Here is a 20722-nt window from a genome sequence, read left to right on the forward strand (position 1 = left end):
CGAACTTGATTCAACTGGAGCCCCCACTCTAGGATTCACGCACTACGCTGTCTAATATTACTTTTTTCAAAATCGATACTGATTTAGTATTGATCCATGAATCTCCGCCAGCTCCGCCAATTCGTCACGCTTGCCGAGACCGGCAATTTCCACCGCGCGGCCGAACAGTTGCACATGGCGCAGCCGCCGCTGTCGGTGTCGATCCGCAAGCTGGAGGAGGAACTGGGCAGCCCGTTGTTCGAGCGCACCTCGTCCGGTGTGCTGCTCACGGCCGCTGGCGAGGCCATGCTGTGCGACGCGCGCACCACGCTGCTGCACGCCGAGCGCTGCCGCCACGCGGTGCAGGACACGCGCTCGGGCGACGGCGGGCTGGTGCGCCTTGGCATCATCGGCTCGGCCACCTATGCGCTGCTGCCGGAGCTGATTCCGTCACTGCGCGCACGCTATCCCAAGATCGAGCTGGAGCTGAGCGAGGCCACCTCGTCCGAGATTCTGGAAGGACTGGTCACGCGCCGCTTCGACGCGGGCCTGCTGCGCTACCCGGTTCTGAATCCGAGCGGCTTCGAGATCCTGCCGCTGGATCGTGACGACTTCGTGCTGGCCGTCTCGGAGAAAAGCCCGCTGGCCGAGCGCGATGCGATCGCGCTGTCGGACGCGGCCAAGGAGCCGTTCATCATGTACCCGGCCGACAAGGTGCCGGGCCTGTCGGCGTTGGCGATGCTGCGCTGCCAGTTCTCCGGCTTTGTGCCGCATGTGGCGCAGGAGGCCATGCAGGTGCAGACCATCATGAGCTTGGTCGCCTCGGGTCTGGGCGTGGGGCTGGTCGCCAGTGTGGCGCGGCTGATGATGCCCAAGGGCATCAAGTGCCTGCCACTCACCGACAACCCACCCGGCTTTCACGTGGGCATTGCGCTCGCGCTGCTGCCGGGCGGTGGCAATCGCACGGTGGAGAAGTTCACCGAGCACGCGCTGCGCTTTTCCAGCGTGCCGCGCGAAGACCGGACGAATCCGGATCGCCCGGTCTGAGCAACCGTGCTCAGCGCGTCATTTCCTTCACGCTGGTGATCGCGTAACGCTTCTTGTCGAGTTGCTCGCCGGGGTTCTCGATGCCGTATTCGGGCCAGCTTGCCAAGTCTTCGTTGAGCACGATGCCACGCGCTTCGTCATGCCATTCCCAGTCGGTTGCTTCCTGCGGAATCGGTTCGCCCTGTGGCACGACGAGATGGGAGAACTTGCCGTTGGCTTCGGCGCGGCGGAAAACATCTACGAGCATGGGTGCATCCTTGAAAGTGCTGAAAATTTGAGCAATGTCCGCTTCACTCTAACCCCCGCTCGCCATCGGTTCTGTAGGAGAAGGTCGGCAAGCCCAGCATCCCGCCTTGACTCAAGGCAATGCGATGTCTTGTCATGCGTCACACAATGCAAGCGCGTTTTGTGTTTTCCAAAGATGCCCTCATGACCTCGACCGACCTGCTCTGCGCCCCCGCCACCCAAGCCACCGCAACCGACTGCGACGTGCTGATCGTGGGCGGCGGGCCGGCGGGGCTGTCGCTGTCGATTGCGCTGTCGCAGGCCGGCTTTTCCAGCATCGTGCTGGAGCAGCAAAGTGCCAGCACGCTGGCCGCGCCACCCGAAGACGGACGCGAGATCGCCCTCACCCATCCAAGCGTGGAACTGCTCAAGACGATGGGATCATGGGCCGAACTCGCCACCCACGAAATCGGCCGCATCCGCGAGGCCCATGTGCACGACGGCCCGGTGCGCGGCACAGCGAGCATGAGCCTCGATGCGCTGGGCAGCGGCGAGGAACACCTCGGCTGGATCGTGCCCAACCACGCGCTGCGCCGCTCGGCCTGGGCCGTCGCCTCGCAAAGCCCGCGCGTGCAGATGCTCGACAACGCCAAGGTGCTGGGCGTGAGCACATCGAAGCACTGCGCCACGGTCGAATACCAGCGCGCCGATCAGCCCAAGGCCACGCTGCGCGCACCGTTGGTGGTGGCTGCCGACAGCCGCTTTTCCGCCACGCGCCGCCAGCTTGGCGTGGGCGCGCAGATGACCGACTTTGGCCGCACCGTCATCGTCTGCCGCATGCGGCACGAGCGGCCACACGACGACATCGCCCACGAATGCTTTGGCTACGAGCGCACGCTGGCTGTGCTGCCGCTGCAGGACGATCCGCTCACCGGCGCGCACCTGTGCTCCGCCGTGGTGACCGCCGACAGCGCCGAGGCGCTGGAGCTCATGAGCCTGTCGCCTGAAGCCTTCACCGCCAAGGTGCAATCGCAGTTCGATGGCCGTCTGGGTGCCATGCAACTGGTGGGCGAGCGCCATGCCTATCCGCTCGTCGCCGTGTACGCGCACCGCTTTGCCGGACACCGTTTTGCGCTGCTCGGCGACGCCGCCGTCGGCATGCATCCCGTCACCGCGCATGGCTACAACCTCGGTCTTGCCAGCGTGCGCGAGCTGAGCGAAGCGCTGCAACGCGCCCGCAAGTTGAAACAGGACATCGGCCACCCCGCTCACCTGCAGCGTTTTGCCCAGACCCACCACCGCCACGCCTGGCCGATCTTTCAGGGCACGAACACCGTCGTGCGCCTGTTCACCAATGCCAAGCCGTTGCCGCGCCTGTTGCGCCAACTGGTGCTCAAAGGTGCGAATGTGCTGCCGCCGGTGAAGGCCGCCATCGTCCAGCAACTCACCGGGCGCGGTCTGTTCGCCATCGGCGCGGGCGGGTTGACGAGCCACGGCAACACCGCGCGCACCCACCTCACCAACCGCTGAAAGCGCGCGCTCACACTCCCGAAACGGGAAATTTCCTCTTCATTGTTTCTATTTTCGCAACGATCAGTTGTCCGGGCGGTGGTTTTTCTCGGTTTGTGATCGGAATACAGTTCATCCATCGATTCGACAAACACGAACGACAGATCGATGGAGCGAGAAAAGGCAGTCACCAACCTGGACGCCGGGCTCCATGCAAAACCCATCAGGTTGAAGCCAAGAAAAGGAAAGAACATCATGAAGAACGTCATCCGCTCCGCCGCCGTAGTCGCCCTGATGAGCCTGGGTGCAGTCGCCGCCCAAGCACAGGTGCAAAGCGCAGAAGCCGGTTTCGCCCCTGAAATCGCCAGCGCACAAAGCACCCTGTCGCGCCAACAAGTCAGCAACGACTTCGTGCAAGCCCGTCAGGCGGGCAAGCTGCAACTGGCCGGTGGCAACACCTTCAAGCCAGTCAACGACATCAAGTCCCCATCGCAAGTGAGTCGCGCTGACGTGAAGGCTCAGGCCATCGCCGCCAACCAGCACGGCCACCTGCTGTCGCAAGAAGGCTCGGTGCAATAAGCGACCGGCATTGGGCACCCGCCCTCTCCTTCTGTTGAAAAGCCCAAGCGGGCGAGGCCTTCGGGTCTCGCCCGCTTCTGCTTTGGGGGCTTGCGTCATGGTCGCGTCACACACGCTACCTAGCATGCGCTGGAATTCGTCCACCCAAAATCCAGTCACCATGCAGATGTCCAACCGAATCCTGAGCGTTCTCACCCTCAGCGCCGCGCTCTTCCTGCCCAACGCCCACGCAGCCGAAGAAGGCGTGCTCGACATCTACATCGTGCGCCACGGCCAGACCCACTGGAATCTGGAAAAGAAACTGCAAGGCTCCACCGACAACGCGCTCAACGAAACCGGCACCAAGCAGGCCAAGGACCTCGGCGACAAGCTCGCCGGCGTGAAGTTCGACCAGATCTACAGCAGCGGCCTGAAGCGCGCCAAGGACACCGCCGCCGCCTTCGCTGGCAGCACCAAGGTCACGCCGTTGCCCGAACTCAACGAGCGCTCGTTCGGCAAGTTCGAAGGCATCTACGAAGACGACCGCAGCGCCGTCGAATTTGCCGAATTCGGCAAGCGCGTCACCGTGCTCGACGACAGCCTCGACGGCGGCGAATCGCTGCAATCCCAGGCCAACCGCGTCAAGACCGCCGTCGCCACCATCCGCCAGCAACACAAGCAAGGCAACATCGCCATCGTCGCCCACGGCGGCGTGAACCCGCTGGTGCTCTCGGCCTTGCTCGACATCCCCGTCGCCGAAGCCGTCTCGCGCATCAAGCAAGGCAACGACGAGGTCTACCTGGTGCGCGTGCGCGAAGGCCAGGCCCCCAGCGTATGGAAGCAGGTGGTGCGCGGAACGCTGGAGCAGCTCTGAGAGCTCTGAGCCAGCACGCATGACAAGCCCCTGACAGGGCACACCAAGGGCGCAGCGGGGATAATTCCGCTCCGCCCTTTGTTTTTTCGGCGGATTTTCCAGACTTCCAAGCCCGCCGCCATGCCAGCCAACACTCAGCGTGTGCTGTCCATCATCCCCCCGATGACGCAGCTGAACACGCCCTATCCGTCCACCGCCTACCTCACGGGTTTCCTGCGCTCGCGCGGGGTCGATGCTGTGCAGGAAGATCTGGCGTTGGCGCTGGTGCTGCGTCTGCTCTCCAAGCCGGGCCTGCAGGAAGTCGCCGAGCGGATCGCGAAAATTCCGACCAAGCTGCACAGCCCCGCCGTGCAGTTCTTCGTCGAGCATCAGGACCGTTTTCTCGCCACGATCACGCCCGTGATGGCGTTTTTGCAAGGGCGCGACACCACGCTTGCGCATCGCATCGCAAGCCGCACCTATCTGCCCGAAGGCCCGCGTTTCGCCTCGCTCGACGTGTATGTCGATGAGGAAGGTGGCGATCCGCTGGGCTGGGCCTTCGGCGCGCTGGGCCTCACCGATCGCGCCAAGCATCTGGCCACGCTGTATCTCAACGATCTGGCCGATGTGCTGCGCGATGCCGTCGATGAGCGCTTTGAATTCGTGCGCTATGCCGAATCGCTCGCGGCGAGTCAGCCGAGTTTCGATCCGCTCGCCGACGCGCTGGCGGCTGCGCCGTCGCTGGTGGATGACCTGCTCGCGCAACTCACCATCAAGGCATTGGAAACGCATCAGCCCGATGTGGTGCTGCTGTCCGTGCCCTTCCCCGGTTCGGTCTATGCGGCGTTCCGCATCGCGCAGACGATCAAGCGCTTTCGCCCGCAGATCAAGACCATTCTCGGTGGTGGCTTTGTGAACACCGAACTGCGCGAACTCGCCGAGCCGCGCGTGTTCGACTATTTCGATTTCGTCACGCTCGATGCGGGCGAAAGGCCGCTGATCGCGCTGCTCGAACATCTGCGTGGCGAGCGCGGCGCATCGCGTCTCGTGCGCACTTTCCTGCGCGATGCCGAGACGCGTGAGGTCCGCTACGTCAACATGATGGAAGCCGACATCGCGTTCGCTGAAATCGGCACGCCGACATGGGACGGCCTGCCGCTCGACAAGTATTTGTCGCTGCTCGACATGCTCAATCCCATGCACCGTCTGTGGAGCGATGGCCGCTGGAACAAGCTGACCGTGGCGCACGGCTGCTACTGGAAGAAGTGCAGCTTCTGCGACGTGGGGCTCGACTACATCGGCCGCTACGAAGGCGCAGGCGCCGACGTGCTGGTCGACCGCATCGACGCCATCGTTGCCGAAACCGGCCAGACGGGCTTTCACTTCGTCGACGAAGCCGCACCGCCCAAAGCACTCAAGGCCCTCGCGCACGAACTCATCGAACGCAACACCGACATCTCGTGGTGGGGCAATGTGCGCTTTGAAAAAACCTTCACACCCGACCTTGCGAATCTGCTGGCCGACAGCGGCTGCATCGCGATCTCGGGCGGGCTCGAAGTGGCGTCCGACCGCCTGCTCGAACTCATGAAAAAAGGCGTCTCCGTCGAACAGGTCGCGCGCGTGACCAAGGCGTTCAGCGATGCGGGCATCTTGGTGCACGCTTACCTGATGTACGGTTTTCCGACGCAGACCGTGCAGGACACCGTCGATGCGCTGGAATACGTGCGCCAGCTGTTTGAAAACGGCTGCATCCAAAGCGGCTTTTTCCACCGCTTTGTCTGCACCGTGCACTCACCCGTCGGCCAAAATCCCGAGGAATACGGCATCGAACTGCTGCCGCTTCCCGACAGCAATTTCGCGCGCAACGACGTGGGATTCGTCGACCCGACCGGCGTCGATCACGACGCCCTCGGTGCCTGCCTTAAAAAGGCCATCTACAACTACATGCACGGCATCGGTCTGGAAGACGACGTGCGCATGTGGTTCCCGTTCAAGGTGCCGAAGACCACCGTCAAGCGCGACAAGATTGCGCGCGCTTTGCAGGCTCGGCACTGAGTCCTCACGAAGGTGCTTCAGTCCACCTTCGCGCCGGAGAACTTCACCACTTCGCCCCACTTGAGGATGTCGCCCGCGAGCTGCTTTTCGAACTGATCTGCAGTGCCGCCCAAAGGCGCGTAGCCGAGGCCGACAAGGCGGTCGCGGAAGGCAGGCGTCTTGAGCGCGGCGTTGATGGTTGCGTTGATTTTCTGGCGCAGTTCGACAGGCGTGTTCTTGGGCGCGAGCAAGCCGAACCAGGTTTCCGACACCAGCGCTGGCATGCCGAGTTCCACGGTCGTCGGCACATCGGGCATGAGGTCCGCGCGCTTGTCGGACATGACGGCGATGGCGCGCACACGGCCATCCTTGGCGAACGGCGCGGCCGCCGTCACGCCGGGAAAAGCCAGTTGCAATCGACCCCCAACCAAGTCCGTGAGCACCGCGCCGGGCGAGGTGTAGGGCACGTGCTGCATGCTCACGTCCTGCGTTTTCTTGTACAGCTCGCCGGACAGATGGTAGGAGCTTCCGCTGCCGGTCGAGCCAAAGTTGAGCGCGCCCGGATTGGCCTTGGCGTATTGCGTGAGTTCGGCGGGCGTCTTCACGTTCAGCGTCGGGTTCACGATGATCACGTTCGGCACCGAACCGATGAGCACGATGGGGTCGAGATCCTTCTGCGGATGGTAGGGCTTGGCGTTGTAGAGCGTGATCGCGGGCACGAGCGTGCCGGTCCAGCTGAACAGCAGCGTGTAGCCATCGGCGGGCGATTTGACGACCGATGCCGAGCCCACATTGCCGTTGGCACCGGGGCGGTTTTCCACCACGAAGGATTGGCCGAGCACACGCGCCAACTCTTCGGAAACCAAGCGCGCCAACGGATCGGCACTGCCGCCCGGCGCTGCGGGCACGATCACGCGCACCGGCTTGCTCGGCCAAGTGTCGGCCTGCGCGTTCTGCATCCACGCGGCCGAAACGGCGAGCATGGCGGCTGCGGCGCACAACGTGCGGCGACGCGTCGAGGCTGCTGGTGTTGTCATCATTTTCGTCATCTCTTGTCTCCTTCTTTTATGAAATGGTGTGTCCGTGAAGTCCCGTGAAAACGGTGCGCCCGACACTCAATACTCAATACGACTTCGGCATGCCGAGCACGCGCTCGGCGATGTGGCTCAGGATCAGTTCGCGGCTGACCGGGGCGATGCGCGGGATCATGATTTCGCGCAGGTAGCGCTCCACATGAAACTCCTTGGAGTAACCCATGCCGCCATGCGTGAGGATGGCCTGTTCGCAGGCCCTGAAGCCCGCTTCTGCCGCAAAGTATTTGGCGGCGTTGGCTTCGGCTCCGCACTCGCGGCCGTTGTCGTAGAGCCATCCGGCTTTGAGCATCAAGAGCTGCGCGGCTTCGAGTTCGATCCAGTTCTTGGCCAGCGGATGCTGAATGGACTGGTTCTTGCCGATGGGCCGGTCGAACACCACGCGCTCGCGCGCATAGTTCGATGCCTTGTTGAGCGCCGCCCGGCCCACGCCGATGGCCTCGGCGGCGAGCAGAATGCGCTCGGGATTCATGCCGTGCAGGATGTACTTGAAGCCCTTGCCTTCCTCGCCGATGCGGTCCTCCACGGGGATCTCCAGACCGTCGATGAACAGCTCGTTGGAGTCCACGCATTTGCGGCCCATCTTCTCGATCAGGCGCACGTCGATCTTCGAGCGATCAAGGTCGGTGTAGAACAGCGTGAGCCCATGCGACTGCTGGCCTGGCGCGAGGTCTTCGAGCGCCGTGGTGCGCGCGAGCAGCAGAATCTTGTCGGCCACTTGCGCAGTGGAAATCCACACCTTCTGCCCATGCACGACGTACTTGTCGCCTTGCCGCACGGCGCGTGTCTTGAGCTTGGTGGTGTTCAGCCCCGCGTTCGGCTCGGTCACGCCAAAGCAGGCCTTGACCTCGCCGCGCGCAATCGGCGGCAGCATGCGGCGCTTCTGCTCCTCGGTGCCATAGACGACCACCGGCATCAGGCCAAAGATGTTGATGTGCACGGACGATGCGCCGCTCATGCATGCGCCCGATTCGGCGATGGTCTGCATGACCACGCAGGCCTCCTGCACGCCGAGGCCCGCGCCGCCGTATTCCTCGGGCAGCGCGGTGCCGAGCCAGCCCGCGTCGCCCATGGCGCGGTAGAAGTCGTGCGGGAACACGCCGTCGGCGTCGCGCTCCAGCCAGTAGCTTTCGGGGAAGCGTTTGCACAGGTCCTGCACGGCCTCGCGGATGGCTTCTTGTTCGGTGCTGAGTTCAAAGTTCATGATGTGTTGGCAATGCTTTCGTCACGTGGGCATCAACGGCCCTGCCAGCGCGGCGCGCGCTTTTCGGCGAATGAGCGCGGGCCTTCCTGCGCGTCTTCGCTCAGGTAGACGGGCTCGAAGAGATGCTGCGCGGAACGCAGCGCGGCAGAGCGCCCCATTTCGGTGGACAGATAGACCAGCTCGCGCGCGGCCTTCACGGTGAGCGGCGCGTTCGCGGCAATCGTGCGCGCGAGGTTCAGCGCGCAGTCACGCAGTTCGGCCAGTGGCACGACCTGATTCACATAACCCAACTCCAGCGCGCGCTGCGCCGTCAATGGTTTGGCGGTGAGCAGCACTTCCATCACCACGCGCTGCGGCAGCATGTGGATCAGCGGCGCGGCCCACGGCATGCCGCGCCCCACCTTGGCTTCGGTGATGCCGAAAGTGGCGTGGTCCGCAGCCACGCACAAGTCGCACATCTGCGCGAACAGCCAACCGCCTGCCAGCGCCAGACCATTCACCGCCGCGATGGTGGGCTTGCTCACATGTTCCACATCGCCGAGCACGGGCAGCATGTCGCGCGGCGGCACCTTGAGCGCCTTGGCTGCAGCCTCTTTCAAATCCATGCCCGCGCAAAACGCCTTGTCGCCCGCGCCGGTCAAGATGCCGACGCGCAATGCGCTGTCTTCCTCCAACCTGCGCCAGGCCATGCGCAAACCTGCGGCCACGCCGCTGTTGATGGCGTTGCGCTGCGCGGGGCGGTCGATGGTGATGACGGCGATGCAGCCGTCCACCACTTCCCATGTCACTTCGTCGGTCAGGCGTTCGACTCGTTCGATTGGTTCCATATCGGTTCTTCTTTCTTCACGCAGCCGATGCGGCAGCCGCTGCCACCATGGCCTGCACCTGCGCCTCGCTGTAGCCCAGTTCGCGCAGCACTTCGGTCGTGTGCTGGCCCAGCGTGGGCGCAACGCGCGGCGTGGCGGGCGGGTGGTTCTTCCACTTCACCGGATTGCGGATCGACTTGATCGCGCCTTCGCTCGGGTGCTGCACTTCGGCAAAGAAATCCGTGGCGACGAGGTGCGGGTCCTGCAGCACGCTCTGCAGGCTGTGCATGGGCATGAAGGGCACGTCGGCGCGCTCCAAAATCTCCATCCACTCGTCGGTCGAGCGCTCTTCGAAAATGCCTGCGAGCACGTCGTACACATGGTCGATGTGCACCGTGCGCTGCGCATAGCTGGCAAAGCGTTCGTCGTCGCGCATCAAGGTCTCGCGGCCGATCTCGGCGAGAAAGCCGCGCCACTGCTTGTCGGTGTAGACCAGCGCGCAGATGTGGCCGTCCTTCGTGCGATACGGGCGGCGCTGCGGCGAGAGCTGGCGCGCGTAACCACCGCCATCGAGCGGCGGCTCGAACGTGAGCCCGCCCATGTGGTCGCCCATGATGAAGGCCACCATGGTCTCAAACATGGGAATGTCGATCTTGTCGCCGCGCCCGGTGCGCTCGCGCGCCAGCAGGCTGGCAAGAATGGCACCCACACCAGTCAGGCCGACGATGCGATCGCACAGCGCATTCGGCACATAGCGCGGAATGCCGCCCGAGGCGCGGGCGATCAGATCGGGCAGCGCGCAGGCGCCCTGGATCAGATCGTCATACGCAGGCCGCGCTGCGTATGGGCCGTCCTGCCCGTAGCCGAACAGGCCCGCATAGATGATGCGCGGGTTGATGGCCTGCACCGCCTCGTAGCTCAGCCCCAGCCGCGCCATGGCTTGCGGGCGCACGTTGTACATGAGCACGTCGGCATCGGCGATCAGCTTGCGCAGCGCGTCCATGCCGTCGGGCGATTTCAGATCGAGCACCACGCTGCGCTTGCCGCGATTGGCGTTGAGAAATACCGGCCCCATGCCGGCATGGCGGGCCGGGCCGATCTGGCGCACGAGGTCGCCCTGCGGCGCTTCGATCTTGATGACGTCCGCGCCCATCTCGCCAAGGTTCTGCGAGGCGAAGGGCCCCATGAGCACCGAGGTCAGATCGATGACGCGCACGCCCTGCAACGGGCCACCCGAAGACTGGTTTTTGTCGAAATCATTCTTGTGCATGAACAAATCATACGCACACATGAACAATTTACCAGTATGCTAGCCTCCATGTTTTCCCTGAGCGGCTGGAATTTCCCGCCGCGAACACAGTGACCACCGTGAACGTCAAACAAGCCGCCAACGTCCTCGAACTGCTCGAATTCTTTGCCGCGCACCAGCGCCCGGCGAGCTTGGCCGAGATCGCCAAGCATTTCGACTGGCCGCGATCGAGCACCTTCAACCTGCTGGGCACGCTCGCGCAGCGCGGCTATCTGTACGAGCCGCGTCCCAAGGCGGGCTACTACCCCACGCCCGCCTGGGCCTCGCTGATCAACCGCATCGAGCAGGCCCAGCCCATGCCCAAGGACATGCTGGCGTTGCTGCAGCAACTGGTCTCCGACACCGGCGAGACCGCCGTGCTTGCGGCGGTGAGCGGAACGGATGCGCTGTTCGTGGAAACCGTGGAGTCGCCCCATTCCGTGCGCTACGCCGCGCCCGTGGGCAAGCGCGTGCCGCTGCACACCACGGCGACCGGCCGCACCCTGCTCTCGCAGATGCGGGCCGACGAGCGCGCGGGCGTGCTGCGCAAGGCGAGCTTCGACCAGTACACCGACACGACGCTGATGAGCGCCGAAGCGGTTGAGGCGGAAATCGCGCTGTCGATCAAGCGCGGCTGGTTTCAGGGCAATGCCGAATTCACGCAGGACCTGGGCGGCGTGGCCATGCCGCTCGCGCTGGGCGAACGCCGCTTTGCCGTGCTGGTGGCCGGGCCGATGTACCGCGTGGCGCATCGCATTCCCGATCTGGCGCAGACGCTGCGCGCACGCCTGGACGCCTACCTCAAAGCTCAGGGCGACCATCCGGGCTAGGAATTTCACCAACACCACGCGCGCAATCCCATGTGATGCCCTACCATCGCCGCACTTTTTTCAAAATCTGTAGCGGGAGCGTGCAATGGGATTCTTCAACTGGACCGAAAGGTCCCCACAGGTGCTGCAATCGGGCGGCGTGATCGGGCCTGACGAGCGACTGCCTTGGACGCAGACGGGGCTGATGGGCATTCAGCACGTCATCGCGATGTTCGGCTCGACGGTTCTGGCGCCGATCCTCATGGGGTTCGATCCGAACATGGCGGTGTTCATGAGCGGCATCGGCACGCTGATTTTCTTTCTGATCACCGGCGGCAAGGTGCCGAGCTATCTCGGTTCGAGCTTTGCCTTCATCGGCGTGGTGATCGCGGCGACGGCCTATGCGGGCAAGGGGCCGAACGGGAACATCGGTGTGGCGCTGGGCGGCATCATTGCCTGCGGTGCGGTCTACACGCTGGTGGGCGTGATCGTGCAGTTGGTGGGCACGCGCTGGATCGAGCGCTTCATGCCGCCGGTCGTGACCGGTGCCATCGTGGCGGTGATCGGTCTGAATCTGGCCAGCATTCCGGTCAAGAACATGGCATCGAACAATTTCGAAAGCTGGATGCAGGCACTCACTTTTGTCTGTGTCGGTTTGGTGGCTGTGCTCACGCGCGGCATGATGCAGCGCTTGCTGATTCTGATCGGCCTGCTGATCGCCTCGGTGCTGTACGCGGTGTTCACCAACGTGATGGGTCTGGGCAAGCCGCTTGATCTGTCGGGCGTGATCAATGCGCCCTGGTTCGGCATGCCGAGCTTCCATGCGCCGGTGTTCGAAGCCCAGGCCATGCTGCTGATCGTTCCGGTGGTGGTGATTCTGGTGGCCGAGAACTTGGGCCACATCAAGGCCGTGACCGCGATGACCGGCAAGAACCTGGACCAGTACATGGGCCGCGCCTTCATCGGTGACGGCGTCGCCACGATGGTGAGCGGTGGCGTGGGCGGTACCGGAGTGACCACTTACGCCGAGAACATCGGCGTGATGGCGGCCACCAAGATCTATTCGACCGCGGTATTCCTCGTGGCCGCGCTGATTGCGGTGCTGCTGGGTTTTTCGCCGAAGTTCGGTGCGCTGATTCAGGCAATTCCCCTGCCGGTAATGGGGGGAGTCTCGATCGTCGTTTTCGGCCTGATCGCGATCGCCGGAGCCAAGATCTGGGTAGAAAACAAGGTGGACTTTTCGCAGAACAAGAACCTGATCGTGGCGGCCATCACGCTGATCCTCGGCACAGGTGATTTCACTCTGAAATTCGGCCAATTTGCGCTCGGCGGAATCGGCACCGCGACCTTCGGCGCGATCATTCTTTATGCCCTGCTCAACCGCAGCGAAGACTGAGCCGAATACGCCGTCGATGCGGCTGTCAGAGTGACGTAAGGCTAGGGTTTCCACCTGAATCCAGTGGAATGCCTGATAAGATTTACATCTGATAACTAGCCAAGAGCGATATCAGCTCGAACAGAGGGGGCCCTGCCAAGGTGCCCCTTCTTGCATTTTCGGAGTCAAGTTTCCATGTTGTGTCCTACGTCCCGCATCCAACATCCCGAACTGAAGAAAAAGGTGATGTCAGCCAGCGAAGCCGCTGCGCTGATTGAACCGGGATCCAACGTAGGCATGAGCGGGTTCACCGGCGCGGGCTATCCCAAGTCGATTCCGCAGGCGCTGGCCCAGCGCATCGAGCAAGAACATGCCGCCGGTCACCCTTTCCGCGTGAGCATCTGGACCGGCGCTTCCACCGCGCCCGAACTCGACGGCGCGCTCGCCAAGGTCGACGGCATGGCGATGCGCCTGCCCTTCCAGTCCGACCCGATCTGCCGCGAGAAGATCAACACCGGCAAGATGCACTTCACCGACATGCACCTCTCGCATGTCGCGCAGCACGCCTGGTTCGGCTTTCTGGGCCATCTGAACGTGGCCGTGATCGAGGTCACCGCGATCAACGCGGACGGCAGCTTCGTGCCGACCATGGCGGTGGGCAACAACAAAACCTGGCTGGATCTGGCCGACAAGGTCATCCTCGAAGTCAACCACCGTCTGCCGTTCGAGCTCGACGGCATGCACGACATCTACTACGGCACGGCGATTCCGCCGCAGCGCAAGCCGATTCCGCTGTACGGTCCGCATGACCGCATCGGCGAGCCGCATCTCAAGTGCGACATCGACAAGATCATCGCCATCGTCGAGACCGACAGCCCCGATCGCAACTCCGCGTTCGCCGCGCCCGATGCGAACTCCGAGCTCATCGCCGGTCACATCATCGACTTCCTCGCGCATGAGGTGAAGGTCGGCCGCCTGCCCAAGGAACTGCTGCCGCTGCAGTCGGGCGTGGGCAATGTGGCCAACGCCGTGCTGGCCGGTCTGCTCAAGAGCCCGTTCGACGGCCTGACCGGCTACACCGAAGTGCTGCAGGACGGCATGCTCGATCTGGTGCGCGCGGGCAAGATGAAGTCGGCCTCGGCCAGCGCGATCTCGCTGAGCCACGCGGCGCTCGACGACTTCGTCAAGAACATCGACTTCTACCGCGAGCGCATCGTGCTGCGTCCGCAGGAAATCAGCAACCACCCCGAAGTGGTGCGACGCCTCGGCGTGATCGGCATGAACTCGATGATCGAGGCCGACATCTACGGCAACATCAACTCCACCCACATTCTGGGCACGGGCATGATGAACGGCATCGGCGGCTCGGGCGACTTCGCGCGCAACAGCTACCTGAATTTCTTCGTGACGCCCTCCATCGCCAAGGGCGGCAAGATCAGCTGCATCGTGCCGATGTGCGCCCACGTGGACCACACGGAGCACGACACACAGGTCATCGTCACCGAGCAGGGCCTGGCCGATCTTCGCGGCCTCTCGCCACGCCAGCGCGCGCAGGTCATCATCGACAAGTGCGCCCACCCCGACTACCGCCCGATGCTGCAGGACTACTTCGACCGCGCGCAGCAAAGCGGTGGCCAGCACACGCCGCACATCCTCGGCGAAGCGCTGTCCTGGCACGACCGTTGCCAGAAAACGGGCAGCATGATGGCCTGATCACCGCGCGTTCAGATGCACCAAAGCAAAGGGCCTCATTCGAGGCCCTTTGTCATTGTGGCGCGCTGCTGCCGGATCAACCGATGAAGCGGCCCGTGTTGCCCAACACGCCCAGATCGATGAAGCGCGAGCCCACATAAGGCGCGGTGCCGCTGTAGTCGACCACGAAGCCGCCCAGATCCCAATTCTTGATGCTGGCAAGCGCCGTGCGCAGCTTGGCGGGCGATGGGTCCTTGCCAGCGCGCTCCAGACCTTCGGCCAGCACGCGGGCATTCACATAGGCTTCGAGGCTGCCCTGCGAGAACTCGTTGTGACCCTTGGCGCGCATGGCGGCCTGGTAGTCGCGCACGAGCTGAATGCGTGGGCGGTTCGGATCGGGCACGATCATGGTCAGCGCCAGACCGCTGCCGTCATCGCCGAGCTTGAGCTGCGCATCGCCGGGCATGGTCACGGAAAGACCGGCCATCAGCACGCCGGGCACATGCTTCTTCATGCCGCGCACCAGATCGACCGACACGGCACCGGCGGTTGCCAGCAGCACGGCCGATGGACGGCCTGCTGCGACCTTGGTGAACACCTCGTTCAGATTGGAGCCATTGGTCGCCACAGCGGCTTCCACGGCGGGCTTCATGCCCAGACTGTCGAGCGTGCGCTGCGCGTCGGCCAGCGCTTCCTTGCCGTAGCCGTTGTCCTGGTAGACGACGCCGATGCCCTTGAGCCCCATGCCCGCCAGTCGCTTGATCAGACGCTGCACCTCGTCGGTGTAGCTGGCGCGCACATGGAACACGTTGCGCGAGCCCTTGCGCAGCGACGAAGCGCCGGTCACCGGAGCCACATAAGGAATGCCCGCCTCGTCGATCAGCGGCAGGATGGCCGTGTTGTTGGGCGTGCCCACGCAGGACAGCAACGCCAGCGCCGAGCCGTTGCCGAGAATCTGCTTGACGTTGGAGAGCGTACGGTCGGGCACGTAGGCGTCGTCCATCATCTGCAGTTGGATGCCGCGGCCATGCACACCACCCTGCGCATTGATCTGCGCGAACGCCGCGCCCGCGCCCTGCGAGATGTCGTTGCCGAAGCTCACCAGCGGGCCGCTCATCGCGGCCGAGCAGCCAATCGTCACCGACTTGGCACTCAGGCCGGGCACTTCCTGCGCGGCGGCACTGCTGATGAAAGCGGGAGCGGCCGACAAGGCTGCCACACCGGATGCGAGCGATACAAATTGGCGACGTTGCATGATCCAGAACTCCTTCGATCTCTACTACAAGGCAACATGTGTCTCCAACGTGACTGGCCTGTGAAACCGGTCTGCCGTGACACACATCAACAAACGTGAATTTTTGTTAATACCTTCCAAAGATCGCGATTCTGTGTCGCATCTAGTTGCCAGATGCGCCAAAACACTCGCATTTCACGCCAAAGCAGCACGCACGTTCAGCGATTGGTGCAAGGGCGACTATCTCGGAGGATTCAAATGTCGCCATGGCAAACATTTGGAAAAAACCCTTCACCCTGGACATGGCCAACCGCACGGGCGAACGCACCGCCACCAGCCATCTGGGCATCGAAATTCTGGAAATCGGCGACGACTACATCCGCGGCCGCGTGCCCGTGGACGAGCGCACCAAGCAGCCCTTCGGCCTGCTGCACGGCGGCGTGAGCGTGGTGCTGGCCGAGTCTCTGGGCTCGCTGGGCGCTTTCTACGCCGCCCCCGAGGGCTGGGGCGCCGTGGGGCTGGACATCAACGCCAACCACCTCAAATCCGCCCGCAGCGGCTGGGTGACCGGCACCGCGCGTCCAGTGCACATCGGCAAGACCACACAGGTCTGGGCCATCGAGATGGTCAACGACGACGGCGAGCTGACCTGCGTCTCACGCCTGACCATGGCGATGCTGGCACCGCGCGGCTGACCATCCACATCGTTTTCGAGCGCACAAGAAAAAAGGCCGGTGACTCGTTGAAGAGTCATCGGCCTTTGCTTTACCGCGCGCTACAGCGCATTCGCATTACTTGCGGCGGCGCACTCCGCTTCCGCCGAAGCCCAGAGCCATCAGGCCCAGCAGCGACGACAGGATGATCAGGCCCCATTGCGACAGGGTTGGAACGGGCGTCGCGTCAGGAGGAGGCACGATGGTCGTCGAAGCTTCGTCTTCGTTGTTCTTCGGGTTTTCATCGCCGGGAAGCGTCACCGAAGCCTTGTTCACCAGCGGACGCGCGCCCTTGTAGGGGTCGGCCAGCTTGGTGTCGATGGTGAACACCGCAGTGGCCTTGCTGTCGAGCGCAGGCACGTCGCAGCTCACGGTGCGCAAGGCTTGCGTGTAGGTGCAACCGTCACCGCCGTTGGCGCTCACGAACTCCAGGCCTTCCGGCAGCACGTCGGTCACCTTGCCACCCTTGGTGTAGGGCTTGCCGCCCTTGCCTTCGTTGGTCACGGTGAGCGTGTAGGTGGCGCTGTCGCCAGCGTCCAGCGGGCCTGCAGGGCCTGCCTTGCTGATGCCGAAGTCGACAGTGGGTGCGGGCTCGACCGGTGTGGTTTCCTCGTCGGTGTCGTTGTCCGGATTGCTGTCACCAGGCACGGACACGGTGGCCTTGTTGACCAGCGGACGCGCGCCTGTGTAAGGTTGCTCCAGTTTGGCCTGCACGGTGAAGGCGGTGCTGGTGCCGCTCAGGATCGAAGGCACATCGCAGGTCACGGCGCGCGTGGCCTTGACGAACGCGCAGCCGCTCGATGCGCTGACGAATTCCAGACCTGCGGGCAGCACGTCGATCACCTTGCCGCCGGTGGGCGACATGGTGCCCGCCTTGCCGTGGTTGGTCACCGTGAGCGTCCAGGTGATGGTGTCACCCTCGTTCACGGCAGCGGTCGGGCCAGCCTTGTGGATGCCCAGGTCGATGGCGGCCTTGCTGGTCGAGGTGCGGTCGGTCGTGGCGTTGTTGCTGGACACGTCCACACCGCCGGGCATGCTTTCCACTTCCAGCGGCTTCACTGTCGCTGCGTGGAAGATCGTGCCGGTGGTTGCGCCCAGTGGCAGGGAGTCGGCCTTCATCGTGAACTTGATGACCACGGTATCGCCGGGGGCCATCAGCGGGATCGTGCAGTTCAGCGAACCGTTCGTGGAGCCCACTGCAGGTTCGGCGCACATGCTGACGCCAGCGGCCCAGGCTGCGCTGCCGGAGCCGGTCACCTTCAGGCCGCCTTCGTAGGTGAAGGTGGCGTTGGAGCCCGCTGCCGGAAACAGATCGGCCACGTTCACGTTCGATGCGTAGGACGACGAGTTCGAGTCGTTGCGCACGATGATCGTGTACTCGGTGGTTTCGCCCAGTGCCAGGCCATCGGCCGTGTGCGACATGTCGATCTGCACGTCGAGCTGCGCTGGCTTGAGCGCAATCGAACGGGCATCGTCGTTGTTGTCGTAGCGGGTTTCCGGTGTGGTGGTCGACACATGCACGCTGTTGTCCATGGTGTCACCCACGGCTGCGTCGTCGCCCACGGAACGGGCCTTGTACTGAACGACGTACTTGTAGCCCGTTTGCAGGTCGGTGCCCCACACGCAGGTCATGGTGCCGCCCTTGAGACCGTCACCCTTGGCGACCGGCTGACCGGCAGCGTCGGCGAACGTGCACTTGGCATTGCCCGACAGCCCCCAGGGCTCGCCCACCAGATAGGCGTTCGCGGGCAGCGTATCCACCAGCGTCACTTGCTGCGCAGCCGATGGGCCATAGTTTTGCGTGGTCACGGTGTAGGTGGCTGGCTCGCCAAGCGCCACGCTGGTCACCGGAGCCACCTGCTTGGTCACGGCGAGGTCGGTCAACGCCGTCGTCTGCAGATCGGCGGTGCTGGTGTTGTTCGTCAGATCGTCGTCGTTGATGTAGGCGGAATAGGCCGTGGCGGTGTTCTTGTAGACGCCCGTCGTTGCGACGCGAGGACGAATCTTCACTTCGATGGTCACGCTCTCGCCCGGTGCGAGCAGGTCGATAGGGCAAGTCAGCGTGCGGCTGCGCGAGTCCTTGTTGCCTGTGGCGGCACAGGTGACGGTGCCGGCATTGGCCGGAACGGTACCGATGGTCTGTGCGGAGATGAAGCCGCCGTTCGGATAAGGACTGTTCGATGGCACGGAGCCATTGGCTGGTGCGCCGTCGTCGGTGCTCACCACCAAGTCATTCAACTGATCGGTCACGGTGACGGATTGCGCGTCCTGCGTGCTGTTGGCGTCGTTGGTGATCGTGAGGTGATAGGTCACCTCGTCGCCGCTGGTGGCAGGGCCGGGGTTGGGCGACACCAGTGTTTTCTCGATCAGCAAATCCGCGCGGCGGTCGGAAACCGTCACGTTGGCGTTGGCCGAGATGGTCTGGCCGCCGCGGTCGCCCGGATTCACACCGGCAGAAGCGCTGTTGTTCCAGTTGGCGTACTCGACACCACTGGGCAGGTTGTCCACCTGGGCATTGAAGATGAGCGTCATCGACTGACCGACCTTCAGGCCTGCCGTGGTCGCGCACTGGGCTGGAGTGCCTGCGACGCCATTCACGTCGGTGCAGGTCCACACGCTCTTGTCCGAATAGTCGAGCATGCGAATTTCGGAAGATGGCGTGTCCGTCAGCGCAATGCTCTGACCTGGCAGCACGTCCATCGGACCTTCATTGGTCACCGTGAGCTTGTACTGGAAAGGCTTGCCCTTTTCCACAGGACGTCCATCACCGACCAGCGCCTTGGACAACGCGAGCTGGGCCGTGTTGTTGAACGTGACGGGCACAGAGGCCTTGTTGTTCGTGGTGTTGGGCTCGGGCACTTCGGGCGGCATGCTCAGCGTTGCGCTGTTCACGCGCGAACCCACGAGCAGTGCGTCGGAGGGGGCCGTCACATGCGCGTTGAACTTGATGACCGGCATCGTGGAGTTCAGACCGCCGGTGAAGTCGCCAGCCCATTCGCAACGCACTGCGCGCGTGATCGCACCCGAGTAGGAGCACGACCAGCGCGAGTCGTTCGACGCATCGAAGGAGTCCCATTCGATGTCTTCGGGCAGCACATCCAGCACGACGATGTCGCGCGGCGTCAGGCTGCCGGATTCGCGCTTGGCGGTCAGTGTGTAGACCAGCGGAGTGACCGCGCCCGCAGTGGCGTCCGCATAGGATGCGGAGACCGACTTGCCCAGCGACATGTCGGAGAAGTCCGCGCCTGCCGAGGTCACGATCACGGAATCCGTGTTGTTTTCCTTCTGCCCGTCCGCCACTGGCGTGGTGGCCGTCTTGTCGGTGAAGGCTTCGACGCTCACGGCGGCGCCAATCGGGCCGCCCATGTTCGCCTTGACCGGCACCGTGATGGGAGGCAATGCCTCGTTCACGTCCACCGAGTCACCTGCGGGCACGGCGTAGTGGCAGGTGATCACGCCAGAAGTTTGCATGCCCGTGGGCAGGCAGGTCCAGCCGTTGCCGGTGGGCGTGCCGGTCACCGGAGCACCCGCAGGCACCTCGAACGTCACGCGCACCAAGCCATCGGCCGGGATTTCCGTGGGGCCGTTGTTGGTCACGTCGATTTGGTAGTCGAACGCGTCGCCGTTGTTGACCTCGCCATTGTTGGTGCCGGTCGCCTGCAGTTCCACGCCCAGATCGGACGCCTTGCTGGTGGTGAAGTTGCGACGCAGATCGACGTTGTTGATGCCGCCATCGCCGTCGATTTCGCCCACCTTGGGCAACGACGCGCTGGCCACGGCTTCCCAGTTGGTGCTCACACTGGGCAGGATCACATTGAAATCCACCCACTTGAAGCCGTCTTTTTCGGACAGCGAGCTGATCGTGCATGCGATCGTGTTGTTGCTCGCCGTGAGCACCGTGCCCTTGGGCAAGGCGGGCTTGCACGCAATGCCGGTCGGCTTGCTCGAATAGGACTGGAAGATCGAGCCCACGGGCAGCACTTCGGTCAACGTGATGTTGGAGGCCGTCGGGCCCGCATTGAGCCGCACCTTGGCGCGGTAGGTGAACGAGCCACCTGCCGGGCCCGAGACATCGATCTCGCCGCCGTACAGGCCGTCATGGTTCACCAGAACGTCCGACGTTGTCGCTGCGCCGGCCAGGCCGCTCAGCAGAACTCCACTCAAAAAGGCCGTGGCCGTGATCCATCGCGGTACACCCGACCGCACCTGACCGGATTGCCCGGCCTGTCCACCCGCGTCAGCCCTTTCCAAGGCTTGGCTTGGACTCCAAACTGAAAACATAAAACCCTATCCAAACTGAAAACC

16 protein-coding genes are annotated in these 20722 nt (G+C 63.6%); 9 read left to right on the forward strand and 7 right to left on the reverse strand.

Going from position 1 to position 20722, the window contains the following annotated elements:
- Window positions 1-96: 96 nt before the first annotated feature.
- Window positions 97-1026 (forward strand): LysR family transcriptional regulator, encoded by a 930-nt coding sequence (locus G7048_RS11150; protein WP_166068204.1) that lies wholly within the window; start codon window positions 97-99, stop codon window positions 1024-1026.
- 10 nt (window positions 1027-1036) lie between these two features.
- Here G7048_RS11150 and G7048_RS11155 read toward each other — a convergent pair whose 3' ends face one another.
- Window positions 1037-1273, reverse strand: a complete 237-nt coding sequence (locus G7048_RS11155) for a DUF6139 family protein (protein ID WP_166068205.1) — start codon at window positions 1271-1273, stop codon at window positions 1037-1039.
- A 182-nt stretch (window positions 1274-1455) separates the two neighbouring features.
- On the opposite strand from G7048_RS11155, the gene ubiM reads away from it, so the two are divergent.
- From ubiM to G7048_RS11175, 4 genes are all read left to right on the forward strand, one after another.
- Window positions 1456-2781 (forward strand): 5-demethoxyubiquinol-8 5-hydroxylase UbiM, encoded by a 1326-nt coding sequence (gene ubiM, locus G7048_RS11160; protein ID WP_166068206.1) that lies wholly within the window; start codon window positions 1456-1458, stop codon window positions 2779-2781.
- A gap of 234 nt (window positions 2782-3015) precedes the next feature.
- Complete coding sequence (locus tag G7048_RS11165) at window positions 3016-3339, forward strand: DUF4148 domain-containing protein (RefSeq protein WP_166068207.1); 324 nt, start codon at window positions 3016-3018, stop codon at window positions 3337-3339.
- A gap of 166 nt (window positions 3340-3505) precedes the next feature.
- Window positions 3506-4192, forward strand: coding sequence for a histidine phosphatase family protein (locus tag G7048_RS11170; RefSeq protein ID WP_166068208.1), 687 nt, complete (start codon window positions 3506-3508; stop codon window positions 4190-4192).
- A gap of 120 nt (window positions 4193-4312) precedes the next feature.
- Window positions 4313-6226, forward strand: a complete 1914-nt coding sequence (locus G7048_RS11175; RefSeq protein ID WP_205750361.1) for a radical SAM protein — start codon at window positions 4313-4315, stop codon at window positions 6224-6226.
- A gap of 17 nt (window positions 6227-6243) precedes the next feature.
- Here the strand turns inward: G7048_RS11175 and G7048_RS11180 are convergent, their stop codons facing one another.
- The 4 genes from G7048_RS11180 to G7048_RS11195 all read right to left on the reverse strand — a co-directional run bounded on the left by G7048_RS11180 (window position 6244) and on the right by G7048_RS11195 (window position 10576).
- On the reverse strand, window positions 6244-7245 hold the full coding sequence (locus G7048_RS11180) for a tripartite tricarboxylate transporter substrate binding protein (protein ID WP_166068209.1): 1002 nt from the start codon (window positions 7243-7245) through the stop codon (window positions 6244-6246).
- 82 nt (window positions 7246-7327) lie between these two features.
- The gene (locus G7048_RS11185) at window positions 7328-8500 is read right to left on the reverse strand and encodes an acyl-CoA dehydrogenase family protein (RefSeq protein ID WP_166068210.1); all 1173 of its coding nucleotides are present in this window, start codon (window positions 8498-8500) and stop codon (window positions 7328-7330) included.
- A 32-nt stretch (window positions 8501-8532) separates the two neighbouring features.
- A complete protein-coding gene (locus G7048_RS11190) occupies window positions 8533-9327 on the reverse strand; it encodes an enoyl-CoA hydratase/isomerase family protein (RefSeq protein ID WP_166068211.1) in 795 nt (264 codons plus the stop codon).
- Window positions 9328-9343: 16 nt separating this feature from the next.
- The gene (locus tag G7048_RS11195) at window positions 9344-10576 is read right to left on the reverse strand and encodes a CaiB/BaiF CoA-transferase family protein (RefSeq protein WP_166068212.1); all 1233 of its coding nucleotides are present in this window, start codon (window positions 10574-10576) and stop codon (window positions 9344-9346) included.
- Window positions 10577-10674: 98 nt separating this feature from the next.
- On the opposite strand from G7048_RS11195, the gene G7048_RS11200 reads away from it, so the two are divergent.
- The 3 genes from G7048_RS11200 to G7048_RS11210 all read left to right on the forward strand — a co-directional run bounded on the left by G7048_RS11200 (window position 10675) and on the right by G7048_RS11210 (window position 14491).
- Window positions 10675-11424, forward strand: coding sequence for an IclR family transcriptional regulator (locus G7048_RS11200; RefSeq protein ID WP_166068213.1), 750 nt, complete (start codon window positions 10675-10677; stop codon window positions 11422-11424).
- 85 nt (window positions 11425-11509) lie between these two features.
- Entirely contained in the window at window positions 11510-12799 is a 1290-nt protein-coding gene (locus tag G7048_RS11205; RefSeq protein WP_166068214.1) for a solute carrier family 23 protein, read from the forward strand.
- A 225-nt stretch (window positions 12800-13024) separates the two neighbouring features.
- Window positions 13025-14491 (forward strand): acetyl-CoA hydrolase/transferase family protein, encoded by a 1467-nt coding sequence (locus tag G7048_RS11210; RefSeq protein ID WP_240933246.1) that lies wholly within the window; start codon window positions 13025-13027, stop codon window positions 14489-14491.
- A 76-nt stretch (window positions 14492-14567) separates the two neighbouring features.
- Here the strand turns inward: G7048_RS11210 and G7048_RS11215 are convergent, their stop codons facing one another.
- Window positions 14568-15725 carry an ABC transporter substrate-binding protein gene (locus G7048_RS11215; RefSeq protein ID WP_166068216.1) on the reverse strand — a complete coding sequence of 386 codons (1158 nt, stop codon included), beginning with the start codon at window positions 15723-15725 and terminating at the stop codon, window positions 14568-14570.
- 245 nt (window positions 15726-15970) lie between these two features.
- Between G7048_RS11215 and G7048_RS11220 the strand changes: the two genes are divergently transcribed.
- A complete protein-coding gene (locus G7048_RS11220) occupies window positions 15971-16399 on the forward strand; it encodes a hotdog fold thioesterase (RefSeq protein WP_205750362.1) in 429 nt (142 codons plus the stop codon).
- Window positions 16400-16495: 96 nt separating this feature from the next.
- On the opposite strand, the gene G7048_RS11225 is transcribed toward G7048_RS11220, so the two are convergent.
- Complete coding sequence (locus G7048_RS11225; RefSeq protein WP_166068217.1) at window positions 16496-20668, reverse strand: IPTL-CTERM sorting domain-containing protein; 4173 nt, start codon at window positions 20666-20668, stop codon at window positions 16496-16498.
- Window positions 20669-20722 lie beyond the last annotated feature (54 nt).

Source organism: Diaphorobacter sp. HDW4B (genome assembly GCF_011305535.1).
GTDB lineage: Bacteria > Pseudomonadota > Gammaproteobacteria > Burkholderiales > Burkholderiaceae_C > Diaphorobacter_A.

What these genes read in the sequence shown, in the direction of transcription:
- G7048_RS11150 (WP_166068204.1), top strand. Translation starts at nt 97, where the DNA reads ATGAATCTCCGCCAGCTCCGCCAATTCGTCACGCTTGCCGAGACCGGC.
- G7048_RS11155 (WP_166068205.1), bottom strand. Translation starts at nt 1,273, where the DNA reads ATGCTCGTAGATGTTTTCCGCCGCGCCGAAGCCAACGGCAAGTTCTCC.
- ubiM (WP_166068206.1), top strand. Translation starts at nt 1,456, where the DNA reads ATGACCTCGACCGACCTGCTCTGCGCCCCCGCCACCCAAGCCACCGCA.
- G7048_RS11165 (WP_166068207.1), top strand. Translation starts at nt 3,016, where the DNA reads ATGAAGAACGTCATCCGCTCCGCCGCCGTAGTCGCCCTGATGAGCCTG.
- G7048_RS11170 (WP_166068208.1), top strand. Translation starts at nt 3,506, where the DNA reads ATGTCCAACCGAATCCTGAGCGTTCTCACCCTCAGCGCCGCGCTCTTC.
- G7048_RS11175 (WP_205750361.1), top strand. Translation starts at nt 4,313, where the DNA reads ATGCCAGCCAACACTCAGCGTGTGCTGTCCATCATCCCCCCGATGACG.
- G7048_RS11180 (WP_166068209.1), bottom strand. Translation starts at nt 7,245, where the DNA reads ATGATGACAACACCAGCAGCCTCGACGCGTCGCCGCACGTTGTGCGCC.
- G7048_RS11185 (WP_166068210.1), bottom strand. Translation starts at nt 8,500, where the DNA reads ATGAACTTTGAACTCAGCACCGAACAAGAAGCCATCCGCGAGGCCGTG.
- G7048_RS11190 (WP_166068211.1), bottom strand. Translation starts at nt 9,327, where the DNA reads ATGGAACCAATCGAACGAGTCGAACGCCTGACCGACGAAGTGACATGG.
- G7048_RS11195 (WP_166068212.1), bottom strand. Translation starts at nt 10,576, where the DNA reads ATGCACAAGAATGATTTCGACAAAAACCAGTCTTCGGGTGGCCCGTTG.
- G7048_RS11205 (WP_166068214.1), top strand. Translation starts at nt 11,510, where the DNA reads ATGGGATTCTTCAACTGGACCGAAAGGTCCCCACAGGTGCTGCAATCG.
- G7048_RS11210 (WP_240933246.1), top strand. Translation starts at nt 13,025, where the DNA reads ATGTCAGCCAGCGAAGCCGCTGCGCTGATTGAACCGGGATCCAACGTA.
- G7048_RS11215 (WP_166068216.1), bottom strand. Translation starts at nt 15,725, where the DNA reads ATGCAACGTCGCCAATTTGTATCGCTCGCATCCGGTGTGGCAGCCTTG.
- G7048_RS11220 (WP_205750362.1), top strand. Translation starts at nt 15,971, where the DNA reads ATGGCAAACATTTGGAAAAAACCCTTCACCCTGGACATGGCCAACCGC.